Origin of the sequence: Marivita sp. GX14005 (assembly GCF_023370775.1) — a bacterium.
Classification (GTDB): Bacteria; Pseudomonadota; Alphaproteobacteria; order Rhodobacterales; family Rhodobacteraceae; genus Marivita.
The window spans coordinates 1-21,759 of the sequence record NZ_JAMCCQ010000003.1 but is presented as its reverse complement, the minus strand read 5'-3'; the positions used below and the strand labels follow the sequence as shown (position 1 = coordinate 21,759).

Below are 21,759 nucleotides of genomic sequence, written 5' to 3'. Positions count from 1 at the left end.
ATCATTCAACGACTACGAAAGAGATAAACTGGTCATCCCGAACAATCCAACGGCGCGTAGCAATTTAAAATGCGCGTGGTATCGAATTAATTGCGCTCATCTTTTGCTCGAAAGAAGACCCTTCAGTATAGACTTCTTCGTTGAGATCTACCGCAGCGTGGCCAAGGATGTCCAGGCGCACAAATTTTTCGATAGCTTTGTTGTCCTTGAGGGTAATATTCACGTAGTGGCGGAGGCTATGCATCGTCAGTCCTTCGGCTTTGCTGCCTAACTGCATGCGACGGGCCTTGTCCCAATTGTATTTCATCGCCTTATGAAACGGGAGCTTCTGGCTCTTGGGGCGCAGCTCTGGAAAAAGAAATTCATCTTTTTGAGCGATCATGCTGTTCCAATGCTCGACCAGCCCAAGCTCGAGAAGATGCTCGTGAACAGGAAGCAGCCGTTCGCTCTGCAGGTTTTTCAACCTTCGCTCCTCATGCGGTCTAATATCGAAGCCCCAATCAGTTTCATGAGGCATGATTGCGGTAACTGGCAAACCGGCAATTTCCTCAAGCCGTGCGCCCGTGTAATGGACGATCAACGGGACCCAATAGAGACCGTCTTTAACAATGACGTCGCCCGCCTCGTGGCGCCTGACATTGCTGCGGCAGCCTCGCCAGATGTGGTGTTCAAATAGTTGCATTACTTCGGTTCGCTCAAACGCATCACGTTTGTTCCTCGCCCTTTTCGTTTCGGGAACGCGGAGGGCCGCCGTGTCGATGTCGCGATCGACTTCGATTTTGTCTTGAACGCGGGCGTGGCTCAAGACGGCGCCAATCGTTTCTAGATGGCGATTGATTGTGCCAGGATCACGACCAAGCTTGTCGACCGGTAATGATTTGGCCTCGGCCACAACCTGGGAATAAGACTTTTTCCGGTCATGCAGCGATCGGTTGAAGTTCCTGGGTAGAGCCTTCAGCGCCTTGACGAAAATCGAGAGATGATGCTGCTCTACTTCCGTTACTAGCTGCAACCCACTGACGAACATGAATAATTTTATGGACATCCGGCGGCCATCTGCGGTTTTGTCGTCCATCTTTCCTGCGGCCTGTGCCCTTTTGATCGATCGCTCGCAAGCGCCCGCCAGATCATGGCCAAAAGGCTGGGTTCTTGGGCTTCGATCCAGCAGCTCGTCAGAGGACCGCGCTGCATCGAATTGGGCATCGAGGAGAGCATGCGTTAGGGGGTTACTTATCAGCGAGACGCCATCGGTTAGCAAGACCGGCGGATCTATCTGTATCCGGTTGTTCCCTGGGGGCGATGTGTAAGATGAAAGCGCGGGTTCAACATACGAAGGCGACGAACGATAAAGTCCTGACAAAACTTCTGCAGATCGCGCGGCTGCGATGGTTGCTTTCTCCTTCGGCTCTTTTTCAATGATTTCAAGTGCAGTCGCATGGGCATGCAAAAACGCCTCGGTCAATTGCAAATCTTGATCCGAACTTCTTTCGGACGTGCCCACGATCATCGACGCCGCCGCCTTGAAATGCGGACGCCGCGCCGATCGGGAGATAAAGGCGAACTGCTGTCGTTGCGCCGTCATCGCGATTTCGAGGTCATCCGGTGTGGCGTATTCCGGAATCCGGTGGGGCGGAAGATCAACCGAAAGTCCGTCCTGGATCATGTCCCGCACGACCTTGCGCGTGATCTCTTCATGACGACGATCAACCGGCGTAATTTTTCCAGACATGCGCGTTCGACGGCTTCGTGTGCTCAGGTCCAGCACAATCCGTCGTAGACAAAAGTCAAAATATTTCGCGATCAATTCCTCGGGAATAAGGCGGTCGGCACGAAGGAGGCGGTCTAGCGTCATCTCGAACTCTGCGGTCAGGCGCAGGGAAAGCCTTGCCGCAACTTCGCGGTCGGATGTTCCAAGCGGTATCTGGATCATGCGGGACGAACCCGGCACTCTTCTACGATACTGCCATGTTGACCCTCGGACTAGAAGATATGACGCCTGTTCCATGACTTGACCCCTTTCGAGGTCGCATTCAGCCAGCCGGTCGAGGAAAGGGCATCTTGTGTGACAAACCGTGTCACGGTTTGTGTGACAAAGAAAACCTGAACCGGAGCGGTTTAAGGCTTTCTTTTATTATCAATACTTTGCGGTAGAATTGGCTCCGGCGGTAGGGATCGAACCTACGACCAATTGATTAACAGTCAACTGCTCTACCGCTGAGCTACGCCGGAACACGAGGCGGGGTTTAGCAATAGTGGGCGGGCGCGTCCAGTGGGATTCGGGAAAAAAATCGGGTTAATTTCGGGGCAGGCGAAAGCGTGTTTCGGCCGATAAGGGCAGCTCTGCCGAGACCATGTTTCTTCCATGAAGATCAATCATATGGGCAAGAATGTTGCGTGTTGCGGCATGGATCAGGGCAGGGGGCGTATCGGTATAGACGCGCGCGGCGAGCTCGGTGCATGTGGCCGCGCCCTGCGACAGCGCATCCAGCAGGGCGGCTTCGCGTGACAGGCGGTGTGCGATGAGCCAGTCGAGTCTCTCGGCGGGGCGGCCGATCGGCGCGCCGTGGCCCGGATAAAAGACGGACCACGGAGCGGCGCGAAGACGGCGGCAGGAGGCCATGAAATCGGTCAGATCCCCATCGGGCGGGGAGACGAGCGAGCTTGCCCAGCCCATGACGAGATCGCCGCAAAAAAGCGTGTCGCCCCATGCGAAGCACAGATGGTTGCCGAAATGGCCCGGCGTGTGCAGCGCGGTCAGGCACCAGCCATCGCCGGTCACGGAGTCGTTATCGCCCAGAGCAATATCGGGGCGGAACGCCAGATCGACGCCTTCGCCGCCGCGCGCAAGGCCGGATGCCGCAAGGTTCTGCATCCGCGCGCTGCGCCCGCCCAAGGCATCCGAAAAGGCGTAAACCGGCGCGCCCGCCCTCTCGGCCAGGGGCCGGGCCAGCGCGGAATGATCGAGATGGGCATGGCTGATCAGGATGGCGGTGATCCGACCACCCTCGGCGGCGCGCAGAATCGCTCGGAGATGTGCCGGATCGTCCGGCCCCGGATCGATGACCGCGAGCTCGCGCCAGCCCAACAGATAGGTATTGGTGCCGCGAAACGTCATCGGGGAGGGGTTCGGCGCGAGGATGCGGCGCACGCCGGGCGCGAGCGGTTCGGCATCGCCGGGAACGGGGTCGAAATCGGGCTGGAGATCGGACTGCATGACCGTCAGAGCAGCATCTTGACGCGCGAATTGCAACGGGGCGCGTTCCGTTTGCCGCCGCGCTGCGTTAGCGTGGGGAATGACATTCGACTGGCTCAAACGATACATGCCGCGCGGGCTCTATGGGCGGGCCGCGCTGATCCTCATCCTGCCCGTGGTGGCGCTTCAACTCGTCGTTTCCGTGGTCTTCATCCAGCGGCATTTCGAAGGCGTGACCGAACAGATGAGCCGCGAGGTGGCCCGCGAGATCAACGCCGTGATGGCGCTCGACTGGCCGCGCAACGCAGAGCTCGCCGAGGCGCTGCGGCTTGATTTCCTCGAAACCTCGCCCGCCGAATTGCCGCCGCGCGATCTGCGGCGCTGGTATGATTTTTCCGGCATCGTCGTGGCGCGCACCCTGGCCGAATACGTCGCCGGCTTTCAGCGCGTGCATCTCGTCGATGACCGAACGGTGTTCGTCTGGGTCCGGCCCGAGGGTGCGCCGCTGATGAAGATCGAGTTCAACCGCGAACGTGCCTCCGCCTCCAACCCGCACCAGCTTCTGGTGAACATGGTGGTGTTCGGCGCGCTGATGACGCTCATCGCCTATCTCTACCTGCGCAACCAGTTGCGTCCGATCACCCGGCTGTCGGAAGCCGCCGAAGCTTTCGGACGCGGCCGGCACGTGCCCTATTCCCCCTCGGGCGCGGTCGAGGTGCGGGCTGCGGGCCATGCGTTTCTCGAGATGCGCAGCCGGATCGAACGACAGATCGAGCAGCGCACGATGATGCTGTCCGGTGTGAGCCATGATCTGCGCACGCCGCTCACGCGGCTCAGGCTGGGTGTGTCGATGCTGGAGGAAGCCGAGCGTGTGCCGCTCGAGCGCGATATCGACGACATGCAAAGGCTGATCGATGCCTTTCTCGATTTCGCGCGGGGAAATGCGGGCAACGGCGCGCCGGAACGCACCGCGATCCCGGATTTCGTGCAGACCATCGTCGAGGATTGCCAGCGCGCCGGTCTGCCCGTGACGCTTGCGGCGGCGGACGGGCAGGGCGAGGCGATGATGCGCCAGACGGCGATGCGGCGGGCTATCGAGAACCTCATTGCGAACGCGTCGCGCTACGGCACGCGCTGCGACGTCTCGGTCGCGCTGACGGACAAATCGCTGCGCATCCGCATCGAGGATGACGGGCCGGGCATCCCGCCCGAGCAGCGCGACATGGCGCTGCGCCCTTTCGTGCGGCTCGATCCCGCGCGCAATCAGGACAAGGGATCGGGTGTCGGGCTGGGTCTTGCCATCGCGGCCGATATTGCGCGGATGCATGGCGGTGTGCTGCGGCTCGGCGAAAGCGACACGCTGGGCGGTTTGCGCGCCGATATCGTGCTCGCGCTTTAACCCTTGCCGGGCCAGGTGAACCCGGCCTTCTGCGCCAGTAGGACGGCCTGCGTACGCCGGTGCACACCGAGCTTGCGCAGAATCGCCGTGACATGGGTTTTCACCGTCGGCTCGGCGATCGAAAGCTCGTATGCGATCTGCTTGTTGAGCTTGCCTTCACAGATCAGGGCGAGAATGCGTGCCTGTTGCGGCGTCAAACTCGCAAGCCGATCCGCGTGGCCATCCGCCTTGGCCTGAACCAGCCCGGCGAGCGCCATGCGGAACGCTGCCAGGGGCGCTGTCTTGGCAATGCCCAGATCGGCACCCGCGCGCATCGCGGCGGCATCCATCACCCAGTCGGGTCGCTCCAGAACCGCCAGAAGCCGCGTCTGTCGCGCCGAGGCGCGCAACCGGGCAACCACCTCCGGCCCCGACGCGTCGGGCAGACCCAGATCGCAGATGATGAGCGCGAATGGCCCCCCATCGGCAATGCGCGCCAACGCGCTGCCCAGATCCGCTGCCATCTCGATCCGCAGTCCATCCCGCAAGCCGCGCAGAAGTTGCGCCATGGCCTCCGCGAAAAGCGGGTGATCGTCGATCACCAGCGCGGCCGGCGGCTCGGGCGCGGTCTCCGTCACCGTTCGGGCAGGAGCCCGCGCGGGTTCAGGCGAAGCACCAGAAGCAGGATCACGCCCATGGTGAGCAGGCGCATATGCTGCACGGAATCCAGCAAATGCCCTTTGAGCCAACTGCCATCCGCCATGCCGGCCGTCACCAGACCCATCAGCACCTGCGCCATCGGCTCCACCTGCACCCAGAGGAACCAGATCAGGAACCCGCCGAGCACCGCACCGAGATTGTTGCCCGACCCGCCGACGATCACCATCACCCAGATCAGGAACGTATAGCGCAGCGGCTGGTAGGTGCCCGGCGTAAGCTGTCCGTCGAGCGTCGTCATCATCGCGCCGGCGACCCCGCAAATGGCCGATCCGAGAATGAACACCTGCAAATGCCGCGCGGTCACATCCTTGCCCATCGCGCGCGCGGCGGTCTCGTTGTCGCGGATCGCGCGCATCATCCGCCCCCAGGGGCTCTTGAGCGCAAGCTGCGCCAGCACCAGAAGCGCGATCAGCACAACGGCGAAAAGGATTCCGTATTCCAGCTTGACGTAAAGCGTCGAAGCCGTCGTCGGATCGAGCCCGAACCCCGCCGCGCGCTCTACGAAGGCGGGATCGGCCTGCAGATCGACCTCATAGGGAACCGGGCGCGGCAGGCCGATCACGTTCTTGACGCCGCGCGCCATCCAGTCCTCGTTCTTGAGCACCGCGATGATGATCTCCGCGATGCCCAACGTGGCAATGGCCAGATAATCCGAACGCAGCCCGAGCGCCGTCTTGCCGATCACCAAGGCCACCCCGGCAGCCAGCAGCCCGCCTACCGGCCAGGCCAGCAGCACCGGAAGGCCGAGCCCGCCCAGATAGCCTGCAAGCGCCGGATCGACGGCTTCCACCGCATCCACCGCCGGATCGAGAACCATGCGGTAGATCACCATGCCCGCCAGCAACACCGCCGCCGTCGCCCAGCCGCGCAAAGCCCCGCGCAGACGCGACCAGACAAGAACCGCAGCCACGATCGACGCGGCGCCGATCACCAGCCCCGTGAGGATCTGAACACCGCCCGCCGCCCAGGCCGCCGGCACGGGCGGCATGGAGACCAGAACCACCGCCAGCCCGCCCAGCGCAACGAACCCCATCACGCCGACATTGAAAAGCCCCGCCAGCCCCCATTGCAGGTTCACACCCAGCGCCATCACCGCGCTGACCAGCCCCATGTTGAGGATCAGCAGCGCCGAATTCCAGCTCTGCAGGACACCCGTGCCGAGGATCAGGCAGGCGACCAGTGCAAACAGCAGAAAGGCCCTCATAGCGATTTCCCCCGGAAAAGACCCGTCGGCCGGAACAGCAGCACGATCACCAGGATCACGAAACTGACCGCGAACTTGTATTCGGTGCTCAGGATCTGCATCAACCCGTCCGGCTCCAGCGCGGGCGGCATCATGTAGACCAACACTTTTTTCCACGCATAGGTGATGCCGACTTCCGAAAACGCGATCACGAAACCGCCGGCAATGGCCCCCAGCGGATTGCCGAGCCCGCCGACGATGGCGGAGGCGAAGATCGGCAGCAGAAGCTGGAAATAGGTGAACGGCTTAAAGGATTTGTCCAGCCCGTACAGCACGCCCGCCACCGTCGCCAGCGCCGCCACGATCAGCCAGGTGACCAGCACCACGCGCTCGGGATTGATCCCCGACAGGAGCGCCAGATCCTCGTTGTCAGAAAAGGCCCGCATCGACTTGCCGGTGCGCGTCCTGTTGAGAAACCAGAACAGCACGGCCACGATCGCCACCGCCGCGATCACCGTGATAACCTGACTGGTGCGCAGCGCCAGCCCTTCCGCGAGCCCGGTCATCTCCTTGAAGTCGCGCGCCGAGATCACGAAACGCGCGCCATCGGCGAAGCGCTGATCCTCGGGGCCGATGATGATGCGCGTGACGCCGTTATAGATGAACATCACCCCGATGGAGACGATCACCAGTATCACCGGTTTGGCCTTCTGCGCGCGGTAGAACCTGTAGACGAAGCGGTCCGTCAGCAGAACCAGCGCTGCCGCGCCCAGGATTCCGAATGGGATCGCAAGAAGCGCCGTGGGAAGGGGGCCGAACCCGACGCCCATGGCTTGCAAGCCCCATGTCGCGAGAACGGCGAACATCGTGCCCACGGCCATCGTGTCGCCATGCGCGAAATTCGAAAACCGCAATATCCCGTAGATCAGCGTCACCCCCAGCGCGCCGAGCGCCAGTTGGCTGCCATAGGCAATAGCCGGGATCAGCACGAAATTGGCCAGCGCCACCAGTCCGTTCAAAAGGTCCATCAGACCGCCCCGCCTCGGATCATTCGTGCCGTCCCCTGCTTCTTCTCGTCAAAAATACTCAAATCCCCGATCTCCCTCACGCGCACCCGTCCGGCAAAGTCATCCCCCCAGGAACGACCGCCGCACCTCGGGATCGGCAAGCAGTTCCTTGCCCGTTCCGGTATGTCCGTTGCGCCCTTGCACCAGCACATAACCCTTGTCGGCGATCTCCAGCGCCTGCCGCGCGTTCTGTTCCACCATGAGGATCGAGATGCCGGTGCGGGCGACCTCGATGATCCGGTCGAACAGCTCGTCCATCACGATGGGCGACACGCCCGCGGTCGGCTCGTCCAGCATCAGCACCTTGGGCTGTGTCATCAGGGCCCGGCCCACAGCGACCTGTTGGCGCTGCCCGCCCGACAGTTCCCCGGCCGCCTGATGTCGCTTCTCGCGCAGGATCGGGAACAGCTCGTAGACCTGCTCCATCGTGCCGCGAAAATCGTCCTCGCGGATAAACGCGCCCATTTCCAGGTTTTCCTCGACGCTCATCGAGGTGAAGATATTCGACACCTGCGGCACGAAGCCCATCCCCTCACGCACCCGCGCCTGCGGCGTCAGTTCGGTGATATCCTGCCCGTCGAGCCGCACCCGGCCTTCGCGCAGGTCGAGCATCCCGAACACCGCCTTCATCGCCGTGGATTTGCCCGCACCGTTCGGCCCGACGATCACGGCGATCTCGCCGCGTTCCACCGCGATGGTGCAACCGTGCAGGATATCGGGGCCGCTCTTGCCATAGCCGCCGGTCATCGCCTCGCCGATCAGGTAGGGGCCCGGCTCCGCCGGAACGGCGCGCGTTTTGGTTCCCGTTCCGCGCAGTGTGCCTTGCCCGTGCGGGTTGGTGATGGACCGGTCCCGGTTGCCGCGGTCGTCCTGATAGGGGTTGCCGCTCATCCCACCGTATCCTTGTTCTTCAATCCGGTGCCGAGATACGCCTCGATCACCCGCTCATCGGCCTTGATCTCGTCGATAGTGCCTTTCGACAGCACCTTGCCCTCGGCCATGACGATCACCGGATCGCAAAGCCGGCCGATGAAATCCATGTCATGCTCGATCATGCAGAACGTGTAGCCGCGCTCGCGGTTGAGCCGCAGGATGGCATCGCCGATGGTGTTGAGAAGGGTGCGGTTCACCCCCGCGCCGACCTCGTCGAGAAAGACCACCTTGGCGTCGACCATCATCGTGCGGCCCAGCTCCAGCAGCTTCTTCTGCCCGCCCGAGACTTGGCCCGCCTTGTGATCGGCCAGATGTTCGATGGTCAGAAATTCCAGCACCTCGTCGGCCTTGGCCCGAAGCGCGCGTTCCTCGTCCGCGATGCGCTTGCGGCCGAACCAGGTGTTCCAGAGCGTCTCCCCGGTCTGTCCGCCGGGCACCATCATCAGGTTCTCGCGGCAGGACATGGAGGCAAATTCATGCGCGATCTGGAAGGTGCGCAGCAGTCCCTTGTGAAACAGCGCATGCGGCGGCAGGCCGGTGATATCCTCGCCGCCCATGAAAACCTGCCCTGACGTCGGTGGAAGAACGCCCGCCACCACGTTGAAAAGCGTTGTCTTTCCGGCCCCGTTCGGCCCGACCAACCCGGTAATCGAGCCGGTCTCGATCTTGAGCGTCGCGCCATCGACGGCGTGAAACCCGCCGAAATGCCGGTGGAGGTTCCTGACCTCGATCATTCTTTACTCAAAGCGTGAGCTCCGCCCTTCATCCTATTGAAACGGCGCAGGAAACCCTGCGCCGCCTATCTCCTCCAATGGGCCGTTGGATCAGCGGTAGCCGACCACTTTCAAGGCGCCATCCTCGATCGTGTATTCGGCATAGCTGCCGGCGGCCTCGCCGGGGCCGACAAGCTCCACGCCGGTCGCGCCGCCGTAATCGATGTCGCCGCCCTCTGCAAGAATTTCGAGCGCCTTGTCAAGCTCGCCGGGGCCGATCGGCTCCCCGGGGGCGTTCGCGACCATCTCGATCTTGCCGGCATAATCGGCCGGATCGGACGAGCCTGCGGCGGCCATCGCCAGCAACATCAACGCTGCCGCGTCATAGCTTTCGCCGGCATAAACGCTGGTGCCGTCGATACCGGCTCCTTGCGCCATCTCGGCGAATGTATCGACACCTTCGTTCTGGCTGCCCGGCGCGGTGCCGATGCTGCCCTCCAGATCGGCGCCGAAATTGGCGGTGAGCTGATCACCGACCATGCCGTCCCCGAAGGCGAAGAGATCGAACGCGCCGGTATCCAGTGCGCCCTGGATGATCCCGGCACCACCCTGATCGACATAACCCAGAACGACCAGCGCATCGCCGCCAGCCGATGCGAGCGCGCCCACTTCGGCGGAATAGTCGGCCTTGCCATCCTCGTGCGGCGCACTGAGCGTCACGCTGCCGCCGGCATTTTCATAGGCCGACTGGAACGCATCCGCGAAGCCCTTGCCGTAATCGTTGTTCGTATAGGTGACCGCGACCGACTCGATGCCCTTTTCCATCAGGATATTGGCCAGAACCTCGCCCTGGCGCGCATCCGACGGTGCGGTGCGGAAGAACAACCCATTATCCTCGGCCTCCGACAGGGCGGGGGAGGTCGCGGCGGGGGAAATCATCACCATGCCGTTCGGCACGGCGACATTGGCCAACACCGCGCCCGTCACGCCCGAGCAATCTGCCCCCATGATCGCCTTCACCCCGTCCGAAGTGATCAGGCGCTCGGCTGCCGCAGTCGCCGCCGCGCTGTCCACGCAGGTCGAATCCGCGCGCACCGGGGTCACTGTCGCGCCGCCCAGCAGCTTGCCGCTTTCGGTGACTTCCTGCATCGCCATCTCGGCACCGGCCGCCATCGCCGGGGTCAGGGATTCAATCGGGCCGGTAAAGCCCAGAATGACGCCCATCTTGATCTCGCCGCCATCCTGCGCAAAGGCGGCACCCGTTATCAGTGCGCCGGCCGCCGTGGCCGTCAGCAATTTTTTCATGTCTCACTCCCGTGTTGGAACAACAATCTGTTCGAGCCGAAGGTTAGAGTCGCAAGAAAAAAAAGAAAAGCCCTGTCGCACCTGCGGTAGCTTGCCGTTGCGTCGGGCGCGCAGCTCTACCTCAGCCTTCGGAACCATGCGGCGGCAAGCGCCATTGGACGGTAAATCGCAAGAAGGAGCGCGCGTTGACCGATCTCGCACATCACGGACGCTACGGGTTTTCCCCGATCACCGAGCGGCCCGATTTCGACTGGCCGGGCGGGGCGCGACTTGCGCTCTATGTCGGGCTGAATATCGAATGGTTCTCCTTCGATTCGGAAGAGGGTGCCGCGCTCGCGCAGCCCAAACCGGCGCCGGACGTGATGAATTACGCGTGGCGCGATTACGGCAATCGCGTCGGCATCTGGCGCATGTTCGATCTGTTCGACCGGCTCGACCTTCCAGTTGCCGGCCTCGTCAATGACGCCGTCGCCGATCATGCCCCGCAGATCATCGAACGCCTTCGCGCGCGCGGCGACGAGATCGTCGCGCATGGCCATGCAAATACGCAAGCGCCCGGCCAGCTATCCGCCGCCGAAGAGGCAAAAGTGCTCCATCGCGCCCGGTCGCGGCTGGCCGATGCTTTTGGAGCGACCCCAAAGGGCTATCTTGCTCCGCTCATTTCGGAATCCTTCGACACGCCCGATCTGCTCTGTGAGGCGGGATATGAGTATCTGCTCGACTGGGCGCATGACGAACAGCCGGTCTGGATGCAGACCGAACACGGCCGGATCCTGTCCGTGCCCTATCCGCAGGAATTGAACGACGTGCCGCAGATCATGGCCCGCCAGCGCGAGGCCAGCGCGTTCGCCGACATGATCCGCACGGCCTTCGCGCTGCACCTGCGCGAATCCGCGCAGCGGCCGGTCGTCATGGGGATCGCGCTGCACCCCTATCTGATGGGGCAGGCGCATCGGTTCGACCATCTTGCGCGCGTTCTGCAGGAGCTTCGTGACAGGGCCGATGCCCGCGTCTGGTTCACGACGCCCGGCGCGATCAGCGATCACTTTCGAACTCTGGATCGCTGACCGCTCAGGCCTGACCCATCATCCGCGCCCCTTGCGCGCCGCGTTCGCGGTAAGGCGTCGTGCGGTAATGCGCGCGGTAGCATTTCGAAAAATGCGAGGGCGAGGCGAAGCCGCAGGCCAGCGCCACGTTGATCACGCTCATATCGGTCTGCATCAGCAGGTTGCGCGCCTTCTGCAAGCGCAACCCCATGTAATAGCGCTTTGGCGAGCGGTTGAGATAGCGCCGGAAGAGCCGTTCGAGCTGCCGCGTGGACATTCCGACCTGTTGAGCGAGGATCGACGGGCTGATCGGCTCCTCGATATTCTGCTCCATGGTTTGGATCACCCGGCTCAGCTTGGGATGGCGCACGCCGATGCGGGTCGGCACGGACAGGCGCTGCGTGTCCTGATCGGTGCGGATCGAGTTGTAGATGAGTTGATCGGCCACGGTGCTCGCAAGTTCCTCGCCGTGATCGTCGGCGATGATCTTGAGCATCAGATCGACCGAGGCCGTGCCGCCCGCCGTGGTGATCCGGTTGCCGTCTATCACGAAGATCGATTTGGTCAATTCGACATCCGGGAAATCCTCGATGAAACCGTCATGGTTCTCCCAATGGATCGTCGCGCGTTTGCCATCGAGCAGCCCGGCCACCGCCAGTGAATGAGCCGCCGTGCACAGCCCGCCCATCACCAGACCGCGCCGCGCCTCGCGGCGCATCCAGTTCAGCAGGCGCTTGCCGGTCGCCGCCTGCACGTCGATCCCGCCGCAGATCAGCACGGTATCGTCGCGCGCCAGCTCGATCAGATCGTCCTCCACGCGGAAGCTGACACCGGCCGAGGCCGCGATTTCCGTGCCGCCTTCGCCGAGGATCGTCCAATCGTAAAGCTGCCGCTCCGCCATCCGGTTGGCGATCCGCAGCGCCTCGACCGCGGCGCAGAAGCACAGCATGGTGAAATTCGGCAGGAGCACGAAGACGAACCGGCGCGGGCGGTCCGGCGTATCGTCGAGAGCGACTCTCTGGCGTGTTGGAAGCATAGATCAAGACCCTCCCCATGACCTTTGCCCGCGCATGCCGGCGCGTTGCGGTCACATGGTCAGAACTGCCGCGCCGGGTCAAGCGCCGCCGGGCATTTCCAGACTGGTCACCTCGGCCGCCTTTGGGTATATCACGCGGACCGATGCAACCAAAGACACTGGACCCGACCGGAGTAGAGACAATGACAGAGTGGACAAAATCAGGCTGGCGCGCAAAACCGCGGGTGCAGATGCCTGACTATACGGATACCGACCGGCTGGAGGCTGTCGAGGCCCAGTTGGCGAAATATCCGCCGCTCGTCTTCGCCGGAGAAGCGCGGCGCCTGCAACGCGAGCTTGGCGCCGCAGGGCGCGGAGAGGCGTTCCTGCTACAGGGCGGCGATTGCGCCGAGAGCTTCGACCAGTTCAGCGCGAACGCCATTCGCGACACGTTCAAGGTGATGTTGCAAATGGCGATGGTCCTGACCTTCGGCGCCAAGGTGCCGGTGGTCAAGGTGGGCCGCATGGCCGGCCAGTTCGCCAAGCCGCGCTCTGCGCCGACCGAAACGGTGAACGGGCAGGAATTGCCCAGCTACCGCGGCGACATCATCAACGAATTGCCCTTCACCGCAAAGGCCCGCATCCCCGATCCGGCCAAGATGCTGCAGGCCTACACACAGGCGGCAGCGACATTGAACCTGCTGCGCGCCTTCTCGACGGGCGGCTATGCGGATGTGCATAAGGTCCATCAATGGACGCTCGGCTTCACCGAGGGCGAAAAGGCCGCGAAATACCGCGAAATGGCCGGCCGCATCAGCGACACGCTCGATTTCATGAAGGCCGCCGGCGTCGACAGCGACCGCGCGCATACATTGCAGACGGTCGATTTCTTCACCAGCCATGAATCGCTTCTGCTCGAATACGAAGAGGCGCTGACGCGGCAGGATTCGACGTCTGGCAAATGGCTGGCAGGCTCTGGCCACATGATCTGGATCGGCGACCGCACGCGGCAACCCGATGGCGCGCATGTCGAATTCGCGCGCGGCGTGCTCAATCCCGTCGGCCTGAAATGCGGCCCGACGACGACGGCCGAGGATCTCAAGGTGTTGATGTCGCGCCTCAATCCCGAGAATGAGGAGGGCAAGCTGACCCTCATCGCGCGGTTCGGGGCTGGCAAGGTCGGCGAGCATCTGCCGCGTCTGGTCAAGGCAGTTGCCGAGGAGGGGGCGAATGTCACCTGGGTCTGCGACCCGATGCACGGCAACACGATTAAATCCTCGACCGGCTATAAGACCCGCCCCTTCGACGCGGTGCTGCGCGAGGTCAAGGAGTTCTTCGCCGTCCACAATGCCGAAGGCACGGTGCCGGGTGGCGTGCATTTCGAGATGACGGGACAGGACGTGACCGAATGCACCGGCGGCGTTCGCGCGGTCAGCGAGGAGGATCTGAGCGCGCGCTATCACACCGCCTGCGATCCGCGCCTCAACGCCTCCCAATCGCTGGAACTGGCGTTCCTCGTTGCCGAGGAACTGACCGCCCGGCGCGAGGCGCAAGGAGAAGTCAAGGCGGGGTAGGGGCGCGGTTTTCCGTCATCCTCGGGCTTGACCCGAGGAACTCCCCGGCCCCGGAGATCGCCGGGTCAAGCCCGGCGATGACCTTTCAAAACGGCCAGCGATGACCGCTCAGCGCCGGCTCTGCAGCGCGTTCAGTTGCCCAGATAAGTCGAATATCCGTAGGGGCTGACGAGAACCGGCACGTGATGATGCCGTCCGGTGTCCTGAATGTCGAAGGTCACGGTGATCTCGGGAAAGAAGGGATCGCCCTCGAACGCGTCATATCCGGTCATGTCGAAGACCAGCCGGTAGGTCGCGTCCTCTGCGGTGATACCGAAGCCCTCGACGCGGCCGTTGTCCTGGGTGCTGGCGGAGCCGACTTCGGCCCAGCTGTCACCCTCCTTCATCTGCAATACGACCGGAACCCCGCCGCCGCCTTCGCCGGTGGCGATGTTGAGAACATGGGTCGAGATGTCTTCGGCCGAAGCGGCACTGGCACATGTGACGAGTGCGACGAGGCCGGTTGCGGTCAATCGTGTCATGTCGTTTCCTTTCCTGCGTTGGGTTGGAGTAACCGGCAGGACAAGCCGCCGTTCCGCGCAAGGTGCGAGAATCCTGCCCCTGCGTCAGTTCGACACGACGAGCCGCAAATGGCCGTGTTGCCGGATCGGCGCAAAGGTCGGCGCGGGGGCTCTGGCAGACTGCTCGGTCACTGACCCGAGATCGAAACGGCGCGGGGCGCGGCCGATCTGGCCCCCGCAAAGGAAGGTGCCAAGGCTTTGCGTCACCCGGCCTGAAACGCCCCTGAGCGGGTAGAGCCGCATTTCGGCCTCCAGCGGCGGCTGACCATAGCGGGCATGCGCATGAAGCTTTAGGACAAGACGGGCCGGGCCTTGAAACACCCGCGCGACCCGACCGTTGAACCGATCGCGTGCAGCAGGCGCGATCAGGACCGAAAGCGGCATGCCGGTGGTTTCCATGCCCAGAACCGCCGACACCGCACCGCCCGCCACGCGCAGCCGCGCATGACCGCAATCGAGATGCTCGGCGATAAAGGCATATTCCAGCGCGTCCTGTATCTCGGCCGGATCGATCCGCGCGCGTTCGGGAATGGCCCCTTGCGCCGCAAGATCGCACCAATAGCGCTCGACGATCCGTGCCGCCCGCGTCTGATGTCTGGCGATGATCTCATGCTGAAGCGATCCGCTCATGATCCGCACCCCTTACCGTTTCCCACCATCAAATTAACACAAATTCGCCGCATTTACGCGCGCCAATCGCCCAAATGGTTAATCCCGAGCGCCCCGCGCTCGCTTGCATCGCCCCGCGCCAGCGCGTAACCCACGAAGGCGCAAGCGCAAGGAGAGTGGGATGCGGCAATCCATGACAGGCTACGCCTCGGGGCAGGGCGCGGGGCTGGGGCTGAGCTGGAGCTGGGATCTGCGCAGCGTCAATGCGCGCGGGCTCGATCTGCGCATCCGCGTGCCGGATTGGATCGACGGGTTGGAGCCGGCCTTGCGCAAGAAGCTGGGCGAGCGCCTGGCGCGCGGCAGCGTGACGCTGTCGCTGCGCGTGCAGTCCGCCGGGGCCGATGCGGCGCTGGAATTGAACGCCGCGCAGATGGAGCGCGTGCTCGATGCGCTGTCACGTATCGAGGCGGAGGCGATGATGCGCGGGCTGTCCCTGACCGCGTCCAGCGCGGCAGATTTGCTGGCGCTGCGCGGCGTGATGGACGCGCCGCAGGATCAGGTCGATCCGGACAAGCTGCGCGCCGCGCTGCTGGAGGATGTTTCCCCTGTGCTGGACAGCTTGATCGCCGCGCGCGAAGCCGAAGGTGCGGCTTTGCTAACGATCCTGTCGGATCAACTGGACCAGTTGGAGCATCTGACCGCCGCCGCCGCGCGCGTCGCCGAGGAGAGGCGCGGGGAGCAACAGGACCGCCTGCGCGCCGCGCTCGCGCGGGTGACCGATACGCAGGACGGCATCGACGAGCAGCGCATCGCACAGGAACTGGCGCTGATCGCGGTCAAGGCCGACGTGACCGAGGAAATCGACCGCCTGCGCGCCCATATCGCTGCCGCGCGCGATCTGCTGGCCGCCGAAGGCCCGGTGGGGCGCAAGCTCGATTTCCTGATGCAGGAATTCAACCGCGAGGCCAACACGCTGTGTTCCAAGGCGCAATCGTCGGACCTCACGGCGGTGGGGCTGGATCTCAAATCGGTCATCGAGCAGATGAGGGAACAGGTGCAGAATGTGGAGTGAGACATGAAAAACCGGCGCGGCCTTCTGATCATCCTGTCCTCGCCCTCGGGGGCGGGGAAGTCCACCCTGTCGCGGCGGCTGCTGGAATGGGACGAGAGCCTGCGCTTTTCGGTCTCCGCCACCACCCGCGCGCCGCGCCCCGGAGAGGTGGACGGTGAGCACTACCATTTCCTGAGCGAAGACGCCTTCAAGCGCGATGTGAACGAGGGCGACATGCTCGAACATGCGCATGTGTTCGGCCATTTCTACGGCTCGCCCCGCAAGCCGGTGCAATCGGCCATCGAGGCGGGCCGCGACGTGCTCTTCGACATCGACTGGCAGGGCGCGCAACAGATCGTCAACTCCTCGCTCGGCCCGCATACGCTGTCGATCTTCATCCTGCCGCCCTCCATCGCCGAGCTGCGCCGCCGTCTGGAGGCGCGCGGGCAGGACAGCGCGGAGACCATCGGCAAGCGGATGCTGAAAAGCTGGGACGAGATCAGCCATTGGGGCAGCTATGATTTCGTGCTGGTCAATGACGATCTGGATCGCACCTTCGAGGATTTGAAAACCATCGTCACCGCCACGCGGCTCCGGCGCTTGCAGCAGCCGGATCTGGTGGAACATGTGCGCAAGCTGCAACAGGAATTCGAGGATCTGCCATGACGCTCTACACGATTGACGGCACCGCCCCGCAGGTGGCCGAGGATACATGGATCGCGCCTGATGCCAACGTGATCGGTCGGATCGTCCTGAACGCGGGCGTCGGGATCTGGTTCGGCGCGACGCTGCGGGGCGACAATGAGCCGATCACCGTGGGCGAGGGGACGAATATCCAGGAAAACTGCGTTCTTCATACCGATATGGGCTATCCGCTGACCATAGGAGCAGGGTGCACCATCGGGCACAAGGTCATGCTGCATGGCTGCACCATCGGCGAAAACACCCTGATCGGCATGGGCGCGACAGTGCTCAACGGCGCGAAGATCGGCAGGAACTGCCTTATCGGGGCAGGGGCGCTGATCACCGAGGGCAAGGAAATCCCCGATGGCTCTCTCGTCATGGGCGCGCCGGGCAAGGTGGTGCGACAGCTCGACGAGGCCGCCATCGAGGCGCTGCGCCAGAGCGCCAAGGCCTACCAGGCCAACATGCGCCGCTTCCGCGATGGCATGACGCCGCTTTGAACGCCCGATGCGTTGGGCGGGCGGCGGACACCCCTTGATCCGGTGCCGGCTTGCGGCAGAGTAGGGCGAAAGGGCAAAGGACAGGGTGATGAAACCACTTCTCCTGACGGTTTGCGCAATACTCTTGGCTTCCGCCGCAGCGGCGCAAGAAGGTATCGCGACTTCACCTGCAAGCGACGGGACGGAGGCGTTGAACATCTATGTCCCGCTCGGCTTCGATCACATCCTGCCGCAGGGGCTGGATCATATTCTCTTCATTCTCGGGCTTCTCTTTTTCCGCGCCCGTCTTGCGCCGCTCGGCCGGCAGATCGCGGCTTTCACGATCGCCCATTCGCTTGCGTTGTGGCTGAGTGTTCTGGGGCTCTGGTCGGTGCCGGTGCAGATCGCGGGGCCGGTGATCGCGGTCTCCATCGTCTATGTCGGGCTCGACAACGTCCTTTCGGCCGGAAACCGTTCGGAAGGGCTCGGCACGCCGCGGCTGCTGATGATCTTCGGCTTCGGTCTGGCGCATGGGCTCGGCCTTGCCGCTGCCCTCATGGCCATCGGCCTGCCACCGGGCGATGAGATCGCGGCGCTCACAGGGTTCAATATCGGGGTCGAATTCGGCCAGCTCGCGGTGCTGGCGCTGGCGTTCGGGCTGGTCTGGTATGCGCTCAAGGTGGATCGCGGCGAGGGCGATGTGACCAAGGCGCAGTTCCTTTACGTTCTGCTCGTGATCGGTTTTGCGGCGCTCGGGCCGCTGTTGGACGGGCCGATGTTCCGCGACGCGATGGGCGCGCCCGCGCCGATGATCTTCTGGCCGCTGGCCGGACTTGCGGCGCTTTGCGCGATCTCGGCCACCCTCGTCGATCAGCTGGGTGCCTATCGCCGCTTCACCGCCCGCCCGGCTTCGGCAGTCATCGCGCTGATCGGCGCGTGGTGGTTCATCGAACGCACTTTCCTCTGACAGGGGCGAAGCGCCTTCGAAGGCGCTTGCCCGCGTTTTGCAAAACGCGGCTTGCGCCCCGCGATAACCGGCGCTATACGCGCGCCACTGACACCGCAGGCGGGGTCGGGCCTGCGGGGGAGACATCCCCGTTCGTCCACCGGTTGTCCCATTCGGGATGATACCCCCGCCGAGGATTGAAACCGGAAAGGATAAAGACACATGGCTCTTCCAGAGTTTTCCATGCGCCAACTGCTCGAAGCAGGCGTTCACTTCGGCCACCAGACGCAGCGTTGGAACCCCCGCATGGGCGAGTTCATCTATGGCGCGCGCAACGGCATCCACATCATGGATCTGACGCAAACCGTCCCGATGCTGGACGCCGCGCTGAACGTGATCCGTGAAACCGTCGCCAAGAACGGCCGCGTGCTTTTCGTCGGCACCAAGCGCCAGGCGCAGCAGCCCATTGCCGATGCGGCCGAGAAATGCGCGCAGTATTACATGAACCACCGCTGGCTCGGCGGCACGCTGACCAACTGGCAGACCGTGTCGAAATCGATCCAGCGTCTCAAGAACATCGATGAGCAGATGGAGCAGGGCGCCGAAGGCCTCACCAAGAAAGAGCGCCTCGGCATGGAGCGCGATCAGGCCAAGCTGCAAGCCTCGCTCGGCGGGATCCGCGACATGGGCGGTGTGCCGGATCTGCTCTTCGTCATCGACGTCAAGAAAGAGGCGCTTGCCGTGGCCGAAGCCAACAAGCTCGGCATCCCGGTCGTGGCCGTGGTCGACACCAACTGCTCGCCCGATGGCGTGGACTACATCATTCCGGGCAATGACGACGCCGCCCGCGCCATCGCGCTCTATTGCGATCTGGCCAGCCGCGCAGCGCTTGACGGGATGACCGCACAACTGGGCGCCGCCGGCGTCGATCTGGGCGCGCTCGAAGAGGCACCGGCTGAGCCCGCGACGACCGAGGCACCTGCCGCTGCGCCCTCCGATGAGGCCATCCACGACGATGTGAAGGCCAAGGACGCGCCCTACGAGCTCGAGAACAAGGGCTGAGCGCGCATCGCTCGGCATTAGCGTGGCGGGGCGGCCTGGATGCGGCACCGCACCCCGATATTCAGACAAGGAGAGCCGAACATGGCGATCACAGCAGCACAGGTTAAGGAACTGCGCGAAATGACCGGCGCCGGCATGATGGATGCCAAGAAGGCGCTGGTGGAAACCGATGGCGACATGGAAGCCGCCGTCGATTGGCTGCGCACCAAGGGTCTGGCCAAGGCGGCCAAGAAATCCGACCGCACAGCGGCCGAAGGCCTCGTGGCCGTGAAGGTCGAAGGCGGCAAGGGTGTCGCCGTCGAGGTGAACTCGGAAACCGATTTCGTCGGCAAGAACGCGGAATTCCAGTCCATGGTGGATGCCATCGCCACCGCCGCGCTGAACGCGGATGATGTCGAGGCGCTGAAATCCGCCGATATCGGCGGCAAGACCGTCGAGGACACGATCACCGACAAGATCGCCACCATCGGCGAGAATATGTCGCTGCGCCGTATGGCCAAGCTCGAAGGCACGCAGGTCGTGTCCTACGTGCACAATGCCGCGGCCGACGGCATGGGCAAGATCGGCGTTCTGGTCGCGCTGTCCGGCGAGAACGAGAGCTTCGGCAAGCAGGTCGCGATGCATATCGCCGCCGTCAACCCGGCGTCGCTGTCCGAAGACGATCTCGATCCCGCCGTGGTCGAAAAGGAGCGCCAGATCCAGATCGACATCGCGCGCGAGTCGGGCAAGCCCGAGCAGGTCATCGAGAAGATGATCGAAGGCCGCATGAAGAAATTCCTCAGCGAAGTCACGCTGCTGGGCCAGTCCTTCGTGATCAATCCCGACCTGACGGTCGGCGAAGCGGCAAAGGAAGCGGGTGTCGAGATCACCGGTTTCGTGCGCCTCGAGGTCGGCGAAGGCATCGAGAAGAAGACCGAGGATTTCGCCGCCGAAGTGGCCAAGGCCGCTCAGGGCTGACGCGCGATTTCATATCGTCACAGGCAAGCAACGGCGCAGAGGCTCACTTCTGCGCCGTTTTTCGTATCCGGCACCTTGCCAGCCGCGCCGTGAATGCGCATCATCGGGCCGGATGAGGGGCAGGGGTCACAGATCGGAACAGCCGGGCGCGCAGGCCACGCGGGTCTTGGGCCAACCGGACACAAGACCGGATATACGCATGAGAAACGTGACCTATGGTGTGGCCCTCACCCTGATGCTGGGATGGCTCTTGTGGATCGGCAAGCCCGTGCTGCTGCCGGTCCTGGCGGCCGCGATCTCGGTCTATGTCCTGCTGACCGCGGCGGCGAGCATGAAGAAACTCCCCATCGTCGGGCGATTGCCCGACTGGGCGCGGCGCGCGGTGATCCTCATCGTCTTCACCGTCGTCGTGGTTCTGTTCTTTATCCTCGTCATCAACAACCTCGCGCAAGTGGCTCTGGCGCTTCCAAGATATGAATCCAACATCGAGATGCTGGTCACACGCGCGGCGAGCCTTCTGGGGATCGAGGACGAACCGACCTGGGAGAACCTGCGCGGCGCGACGCTCGACCGGGTCGATTTCCGGTCTTGGGTCGCGCCGGCGCTTCTGTCGCTGCGCGGCTTCGGCGTGATGCTGTTTCTCGTCGTGCTCTATTCAAGCTTCTTCATCGCGGAGCGCGGTGTCATGGCGCGCAAGGTGATGATCGCGATGGGCGGAGAAGAAGCCGGCAGCCGCGCGATTTCGCTGCTCTCGCGCATCAACGAACGCATCGGGCAGTATCTTTTCGTCAAGACCGTGCTGAACGTGATCCTCGGCGCGATTTCTTTCGCGATCATGCTGCTGCTCGGGATCGAGTTCGCGCTGTTCTGGGCCGTGCTCATCGCGTTCCTGAATTATATCCCGTATATCGGATCGCTGATCGGCGTGATCTTCCCGGTGCTTCTGAGCATCGCGCAATTCGGCACCTTGTCGATGGTCGGCATCGTGCTGATCTCACTGACCTCCGCGCAGGTCTTCGTCGGCGCCTATCTGGAGCCGCGCATGATGGGCCGGGCCTTCAACCTCAGCCCGTTCGTCGTGCTTCTTGCGCTGGCGGTCTGGAGCGCGCTCTGGGGTCTGCCGGGGGCGCTTCTGGCGGTTCCGCTGACGGCAAGCCTCGTGCTGGTGCTGGCGGAAATCAAGACGACACGGCCGATCGCGGTTCTACTATCGGCGAGCGGAAAGGTGTGATGCGACGTGGTCCGTCACTTATAATTACATAATACTGATTATAAGACTCTGGT

Annotated in this window: 21 protein-coding genes and 1 tRNA gene; 10 read left to right on the top strand and 12 right to left on the bottom strand. The window is 63.3% G+C overall.

What is annotated here, in order from left to right; all coding sequences use genetic code 11:
- Positions 1-64 precede the first annotated feature (64 nt).
- The 3 genes from M3465_RS10230 to M3465_RS10220 form a co-directional block, all read right to left on the bottom strand.
- A complete protein-coding gene (locus M3465_RS10230) occupies positions 65-1,930 on the bottom strand; it encodes a site-specific integrase (protein ID WP_249501654.1) in 1,866 nt (621 codons plus the stop codon).
- Positions 1,931-2,154: 224 nt separating this feature from the next.
- Positions 2,155-2,229 (bottom strand) — tRNA-Asn (locus M3465_RS10225).
- Positions 2,230-2,293: 64 nt separating this feature from the next.
- Positions 2,294-3,214, bottom strand: coding sequence for an MBL fold metallo-hydrolase (locus M3465_RS10220; RefSeq protein WP_249501997.1), 921 nt, complete (start codon positions 3,212-3,214; stop codon positions 2,294-2,296).
- A gap of 79 nt (positions 3,215-3,293) precedes the next feature.
- Here M3465_RS10220 and M3465_RS10215 point away from each other — a divergent pair, with 79 nt between their 5' ends.
- Positions 3,294-4,592: an ATP-binding protein gene (locus tag M3465_RS10215; protein ID WP_249501653.1), complete on the top strand. Its 1,299-nt coding sequence runs from the start codon at positions 3,294-3,296 to the stop codon at positions 4,590-4,592.
- Here the strand turns inward: M3465_RS10215 and M3465_RS10210 are convergent.
- The 6 genes from M3465_RS10210 to M3465_RS10185 form a co-directional block, all read right to left on the bottom strand.
- Positions 4,589-5,209 carry a response regulator transcription factor gene (locus tag M3465_RS10210; protein WP_249501652.1) on the bottom strand — a complete coding sequence of 207 codons (621 nt, stop codon included), beginning with the start codon at positions 5,207-5,209 and terminating at the stop codon, positions 4,589-4,591. The two genes, M3465_RS10215 and M3465_RS10210, sit on opposite strands and share 4 nt — an antisense overlap.
- Entirely contained in the window at positions 5,206-6,495 is a 1,290-nt protein-coding gene (locus tag M3465_RS10205; RefSeq protein WP_249501651.1) for a branched-chain amino acid ABC transporter permease, read from the bottom strand. Before M3465_RS10205 ends, M3465_RS10210 begins: the two co-directional genes overlap by 4 nt.
- Entirely contained in the window at positions 6,492-7,502 is a 1,011-nt protein-coding gene (locus tag M3465_RS10200; protein WP_249501650.1) for a branched-chain amino acid ABC transporter permease, read from the bottom strand. The genes M3465_RS10205 and M3465_RS10200 overlap by 4 nt, the downstream gene beginning before the upstream one ends.
- Positions 7,503-7,601: 99 nt before the next feature.
- Entirely contained in the window at positions 7,602-8,432 is an 831-nt protein-coding gene (locus tag M3465_RS10195; protein ID WP_249501649.1) for an ABC transporter ATP-binding protein, read from the bottom strand.
- Positions 8,429-9,208 carry an ABC transporter ATP-binding protein gene (locus tag M3465_RS10190; protein ID WP_249501648.1) on the bottom strand — a complete coding sequence of 260 codons (780 nt, stop codon included), beginning with the start codon at positions 9,206-9,208 and terminating at the stop codon, positions 8,429-8,431. The genes M3465_RS10195 and M3465_RS10190 overlap by 4 nt, the downstream gene beginning before the upstream one ends.
- Before the next feature lie 90 nt (positions 9,209-9,298).
- Positions 9,299-10,492: an ABC transporter substrate-binding protein gene (locus M3465_RS10185; RefSeq protein ID WP_249501647.1), complete on the bottom strand. Its 1,194-nt coding sequence runs from the start codon at positions 10,490-10,492 to the stop codon at positions 9,299-9,301.
- Between the two features lie 185 nt (positions 10,493-10,677).
- Here M3465_RS10185 and M3465_RS10180 point away from each other — a divergent pair, with 185 nt between their 5' ends.
- The gene (locus M3465_RS10180; protein WP_249501646.1) at positions 10,678-11,559 is read left to right on the top strand and encodes a polysaccharide deacetylase family protein; all 882 of its coding nucleotides are present in this window, start codon (positions 10,678-10,680) and stop codon (positions 11,557-11,559) included.
- Between the two features lie 4 nt (positions 11,560-11,563).
- On the opposite strand, the gene M3465_RS10175 is transcribed toward M3465_RS10180, so the two are convergent.
- Positions 11,564-12,574, bottom strand: a complete 1,011-nt coding sequence (locus M3465_RS10175; protein WP_249501645.1) for a GlxA family transcriptional regulator — start codon at positions 12,572-12,574, stop codon at positions 11,564-11,566.
- Between the two features lie 182 nt (positions 12,575-12,756).
- Between M3465_RS10175 and M3465_RS10170 the strand changes: the two genes are divergently transcribed.
- Positions 12,757-14,127, top strand: coding sequence for a class II 3-deoxy-7-phosphoheptulonate synthase (locus M3465_RS10170; protein ID WP_249501644.1), 1,371 nt, complete (start codon positions 12,757-12,759; stop codon positions 14,125-14,127).
- Between the two features lie 131 nt (positions 14,128-14,258).
- On the opposite strand, the gene uraH is transcribed toward M3465_RS10170, so the two are convergent.
- Positions 14,259-14,648, bottom strand: a complete 390-nt coding sequence (gene uraH / locus M3465_RS10165) for a hydroxyisourate hydrolase (RefSeq protein ID WP_249501643.1) — start codon at positions 14,646-14,648, stop codon at positions 14,259-14,261.
- Between the two features lie 84 nt (positions 14,649-14,732).
- On the bottom strand, positions 14,733-15,317 hold the full coding sequence (locus tag M3465_RS10160) for a PAS domain-containing protein (protein ID WP_249501642.1): 585 nt from the start codon (positions 15,315-15,317) through the stop codon (positions 14,733-14,735).
- A 160-nt stretch (positions 15,318-15,477) separates the two neighbouring features.
- On the opposite strand from M3465_RS10160, the gene M3465_RS10155 reads away from it, so the two are divergent.
- From M3465_RS10155 to M3465_RS10125, 7 genes are all read left to right on the top strand, one after another.
- Entirely contained in the window at positions 15,478-16,368 is an 891-nt protein-coding gene (locus M3465_RS10155; RefSeq protein WP_249501641.1) for a YicC/YloC family endoribonuclease, read from the top strand.
- A 3-nt stretch (positions 16,369-16,371) separates the two neighbouring features.
- A complete protein-coding gene (gmk, locus tag M3465_RS10150) occupies positions 16,372-17,013 on the top strand; it encodes a guanylate kinase (RefSeq protein WP_249501640.1) in 642 nt (213 codons plus the stop codon).
- Entirely contained in the window at positions 17,010-17,531 is a 522-nt protein-coding gene (locus M3465_RS10145; RefSeq protein WP_249501639.1) for a gamma carbonic anhydrase family protein, read from the top strand. The genes gmk and M3465_RS10145 overlap by 4 nt, the downstream gene beginning before the upstream one ends.
- 88 nt (positions 17,532-17,619) lie before the next feature.
- On the top strand, positions 17,620-18,477 hold the full coding sequence (locus tag M3465_RS10140) for a HupE/UreJ family protein (protein WP_249501638.1): 858 nt from the start codon (positions 17,620-17,622) through the stop codon (positions 18,475-18,477).
- Between the two features lie 201 nt (positions 18,478-18,678).
- Positions 18,679-19,518 (top strand): 30S ribosomal protein S2, encoded by an 840-nt coding sequence (rpsB, locus tag M3465_RS10135; RefSeq protein WP_249501637.1) that lies wholly within the window; start codon positions 18,679-18,681, stop codon positions 19,516-19,518.
- An 81-nt stretch (positions 19,519-19,599) separates the two neighbouring features.
- Positions 19,600-20,475, top strand: a complete 876-nt coding sequence (gene tsf, locus M3465_RS10130; protein WP_249501636.1) for a translation elongation factor Ts — start codon at positions 19,600-19,602, stop codon at positions 20,473-20,475.
- Positions 20,476-20,674: 199 nt separating this feature from the next.
- The gene (locus M3465_RS10125) at positions 20,675-21,706 is read left to right on the top strand and encodes an AI-2E family transporter (protein WP_249501635.1); all 1,032 of its coding nucleotides are present in this window, start codon (positions 20,675-20,677) and stop codon (positions 21,704-21,706) included.
- Positions 21,707-21,759 lie beyond the last annotated feature (53 nt).

Bases quoted from the DNA above. Each gene is read 5' to 3' on its own strand.
- M3465_RS10230 (WP_249501654.1), bottom strand. From the start codon at position 1,930: ATGATCCAGATACCGCTTGGAACATCCGACCGCGAAGTTGCGGCAAGG.
- gmk (WP_249501640.1), top strand. From the start codon at position 16,372: ATGAAAAACCGGCGCGGCCTTCTGATCATCCTGTCCTCGCCCTCGGGG.
- M3465_RS10185 (WP_249501647.1), bottom strand. From the start codon at position 10,492: ATGAAAAAATTGCTGACGGCCACGGCGGCCGGCGCACTGATAACGGGT.
- M3465_RS10220 (WP_249501997.1), bottom strand. From the start codon at position 3,214: ATGCAGTCCGATCTCCAGCCCGATTTCGACCCCGTTCCCGGCGATGCC.
- M3465_RS10125 (WP_249501635.1), top strand. From the start codon at position 20,675: ATGAGAAACGTGACCTATGGTGTGGCCCTCACCCTGATGCTGGGATGG.
- M3465_RS10215 (WP_249501653.1), top strand. From the start codon at position 3,294: ATGACATTCGACTGGCTCAAACGATACATGCCGCGCGGGCTCTATGGG.
- M3465_RS10205 (WP_249501651.1), bottom strand. From the start codon at position 6,495: ATGAGGGCCTTTCTGCTGTTTGCACTGGTCGCCTGCCTGATCCTCGGC.
- M3465_RS10195 (WP_249501649.1), bottom strand. From the start codon at position 8,432: ATGAGCGGCAACCCCTATCAGGACGACCGCGGCAACCGGGACCGGTCC.
- M3465_RS10160 (WP_249501642.1), bottom strand. From the start codon at position 15,317: ATGAGCGGATCGCTTCAGCATGAGATCATCGCCAGACATCAGACGCGG.
- M3465_RS10170 (WP_249501644.1), top strand. From the start codon at position 12,757: ATGACAGAGTGGACAAAATCAGGCTGGCGCGCAAAACCGCGGGTGCAG.
- M3465_RS10155 (WP_249501641.1), top strand. From the start codon at position 15,478: ATGCGGCAATCCATGACAGGCTACGCCTCGGGGCAGGGCGCGGGGCTG.
- M3465_RS10175 (WP_249501645.1), bottom strand. From the start codon at position 12,574: ATGCTTCCAACACGCCAGAGAGTCGCTCTCGACGATACGCCGGACCGC.
- M3465_RS10190 (WP_249501648.1), bottom strand. From the start codon at position 9,208: ATGATCGAGGTCAGGAACCTCCACCGGCATTTCGGCGGGTTTCACGCC.
- M3465_RS10140 (WP_249501638.1), top strand. From the start codon at position 17,620: ATGAAACCACTTCTCCTGACGGTTTGCGCAATACTCTTGGCTTCCGCC.
- uraH (WP_249501643.1), bottom strand. From the start codon at position 14,648: ATGACACGATTGACCGCAACCGGCCTCGTCGCACTCGTCACATGTGCC.
- M3465_RS10145 (WP_249501639.1), top strand. From the start codon at position 17,010: ATGACGCTCTACACGATTGACGGCACCGCCCCGCAGGTGGCCGAGGAT.
- tsf (WP_249501636.1), top strand. From the start codon at position 19,600: ATGGCGATCACAGCAGCACAGGTTAAGGAACTGCGCGAAATGACCGGC.
- rpsB (WP_249501637.1), top strand. From the start codon at position 18,679: ATGGCTCTTCCAGAGTTTTCCATGCGCCAACTGCTCGAAGCAGGCGTT.
- M3465_RS10200 (WP_249501650.1), bottom strand. From the start codon at position 7,502: ATGGACCTTTTGAACGGACTGGTGGCGCTGGCCAATTTCGTGCTGATC.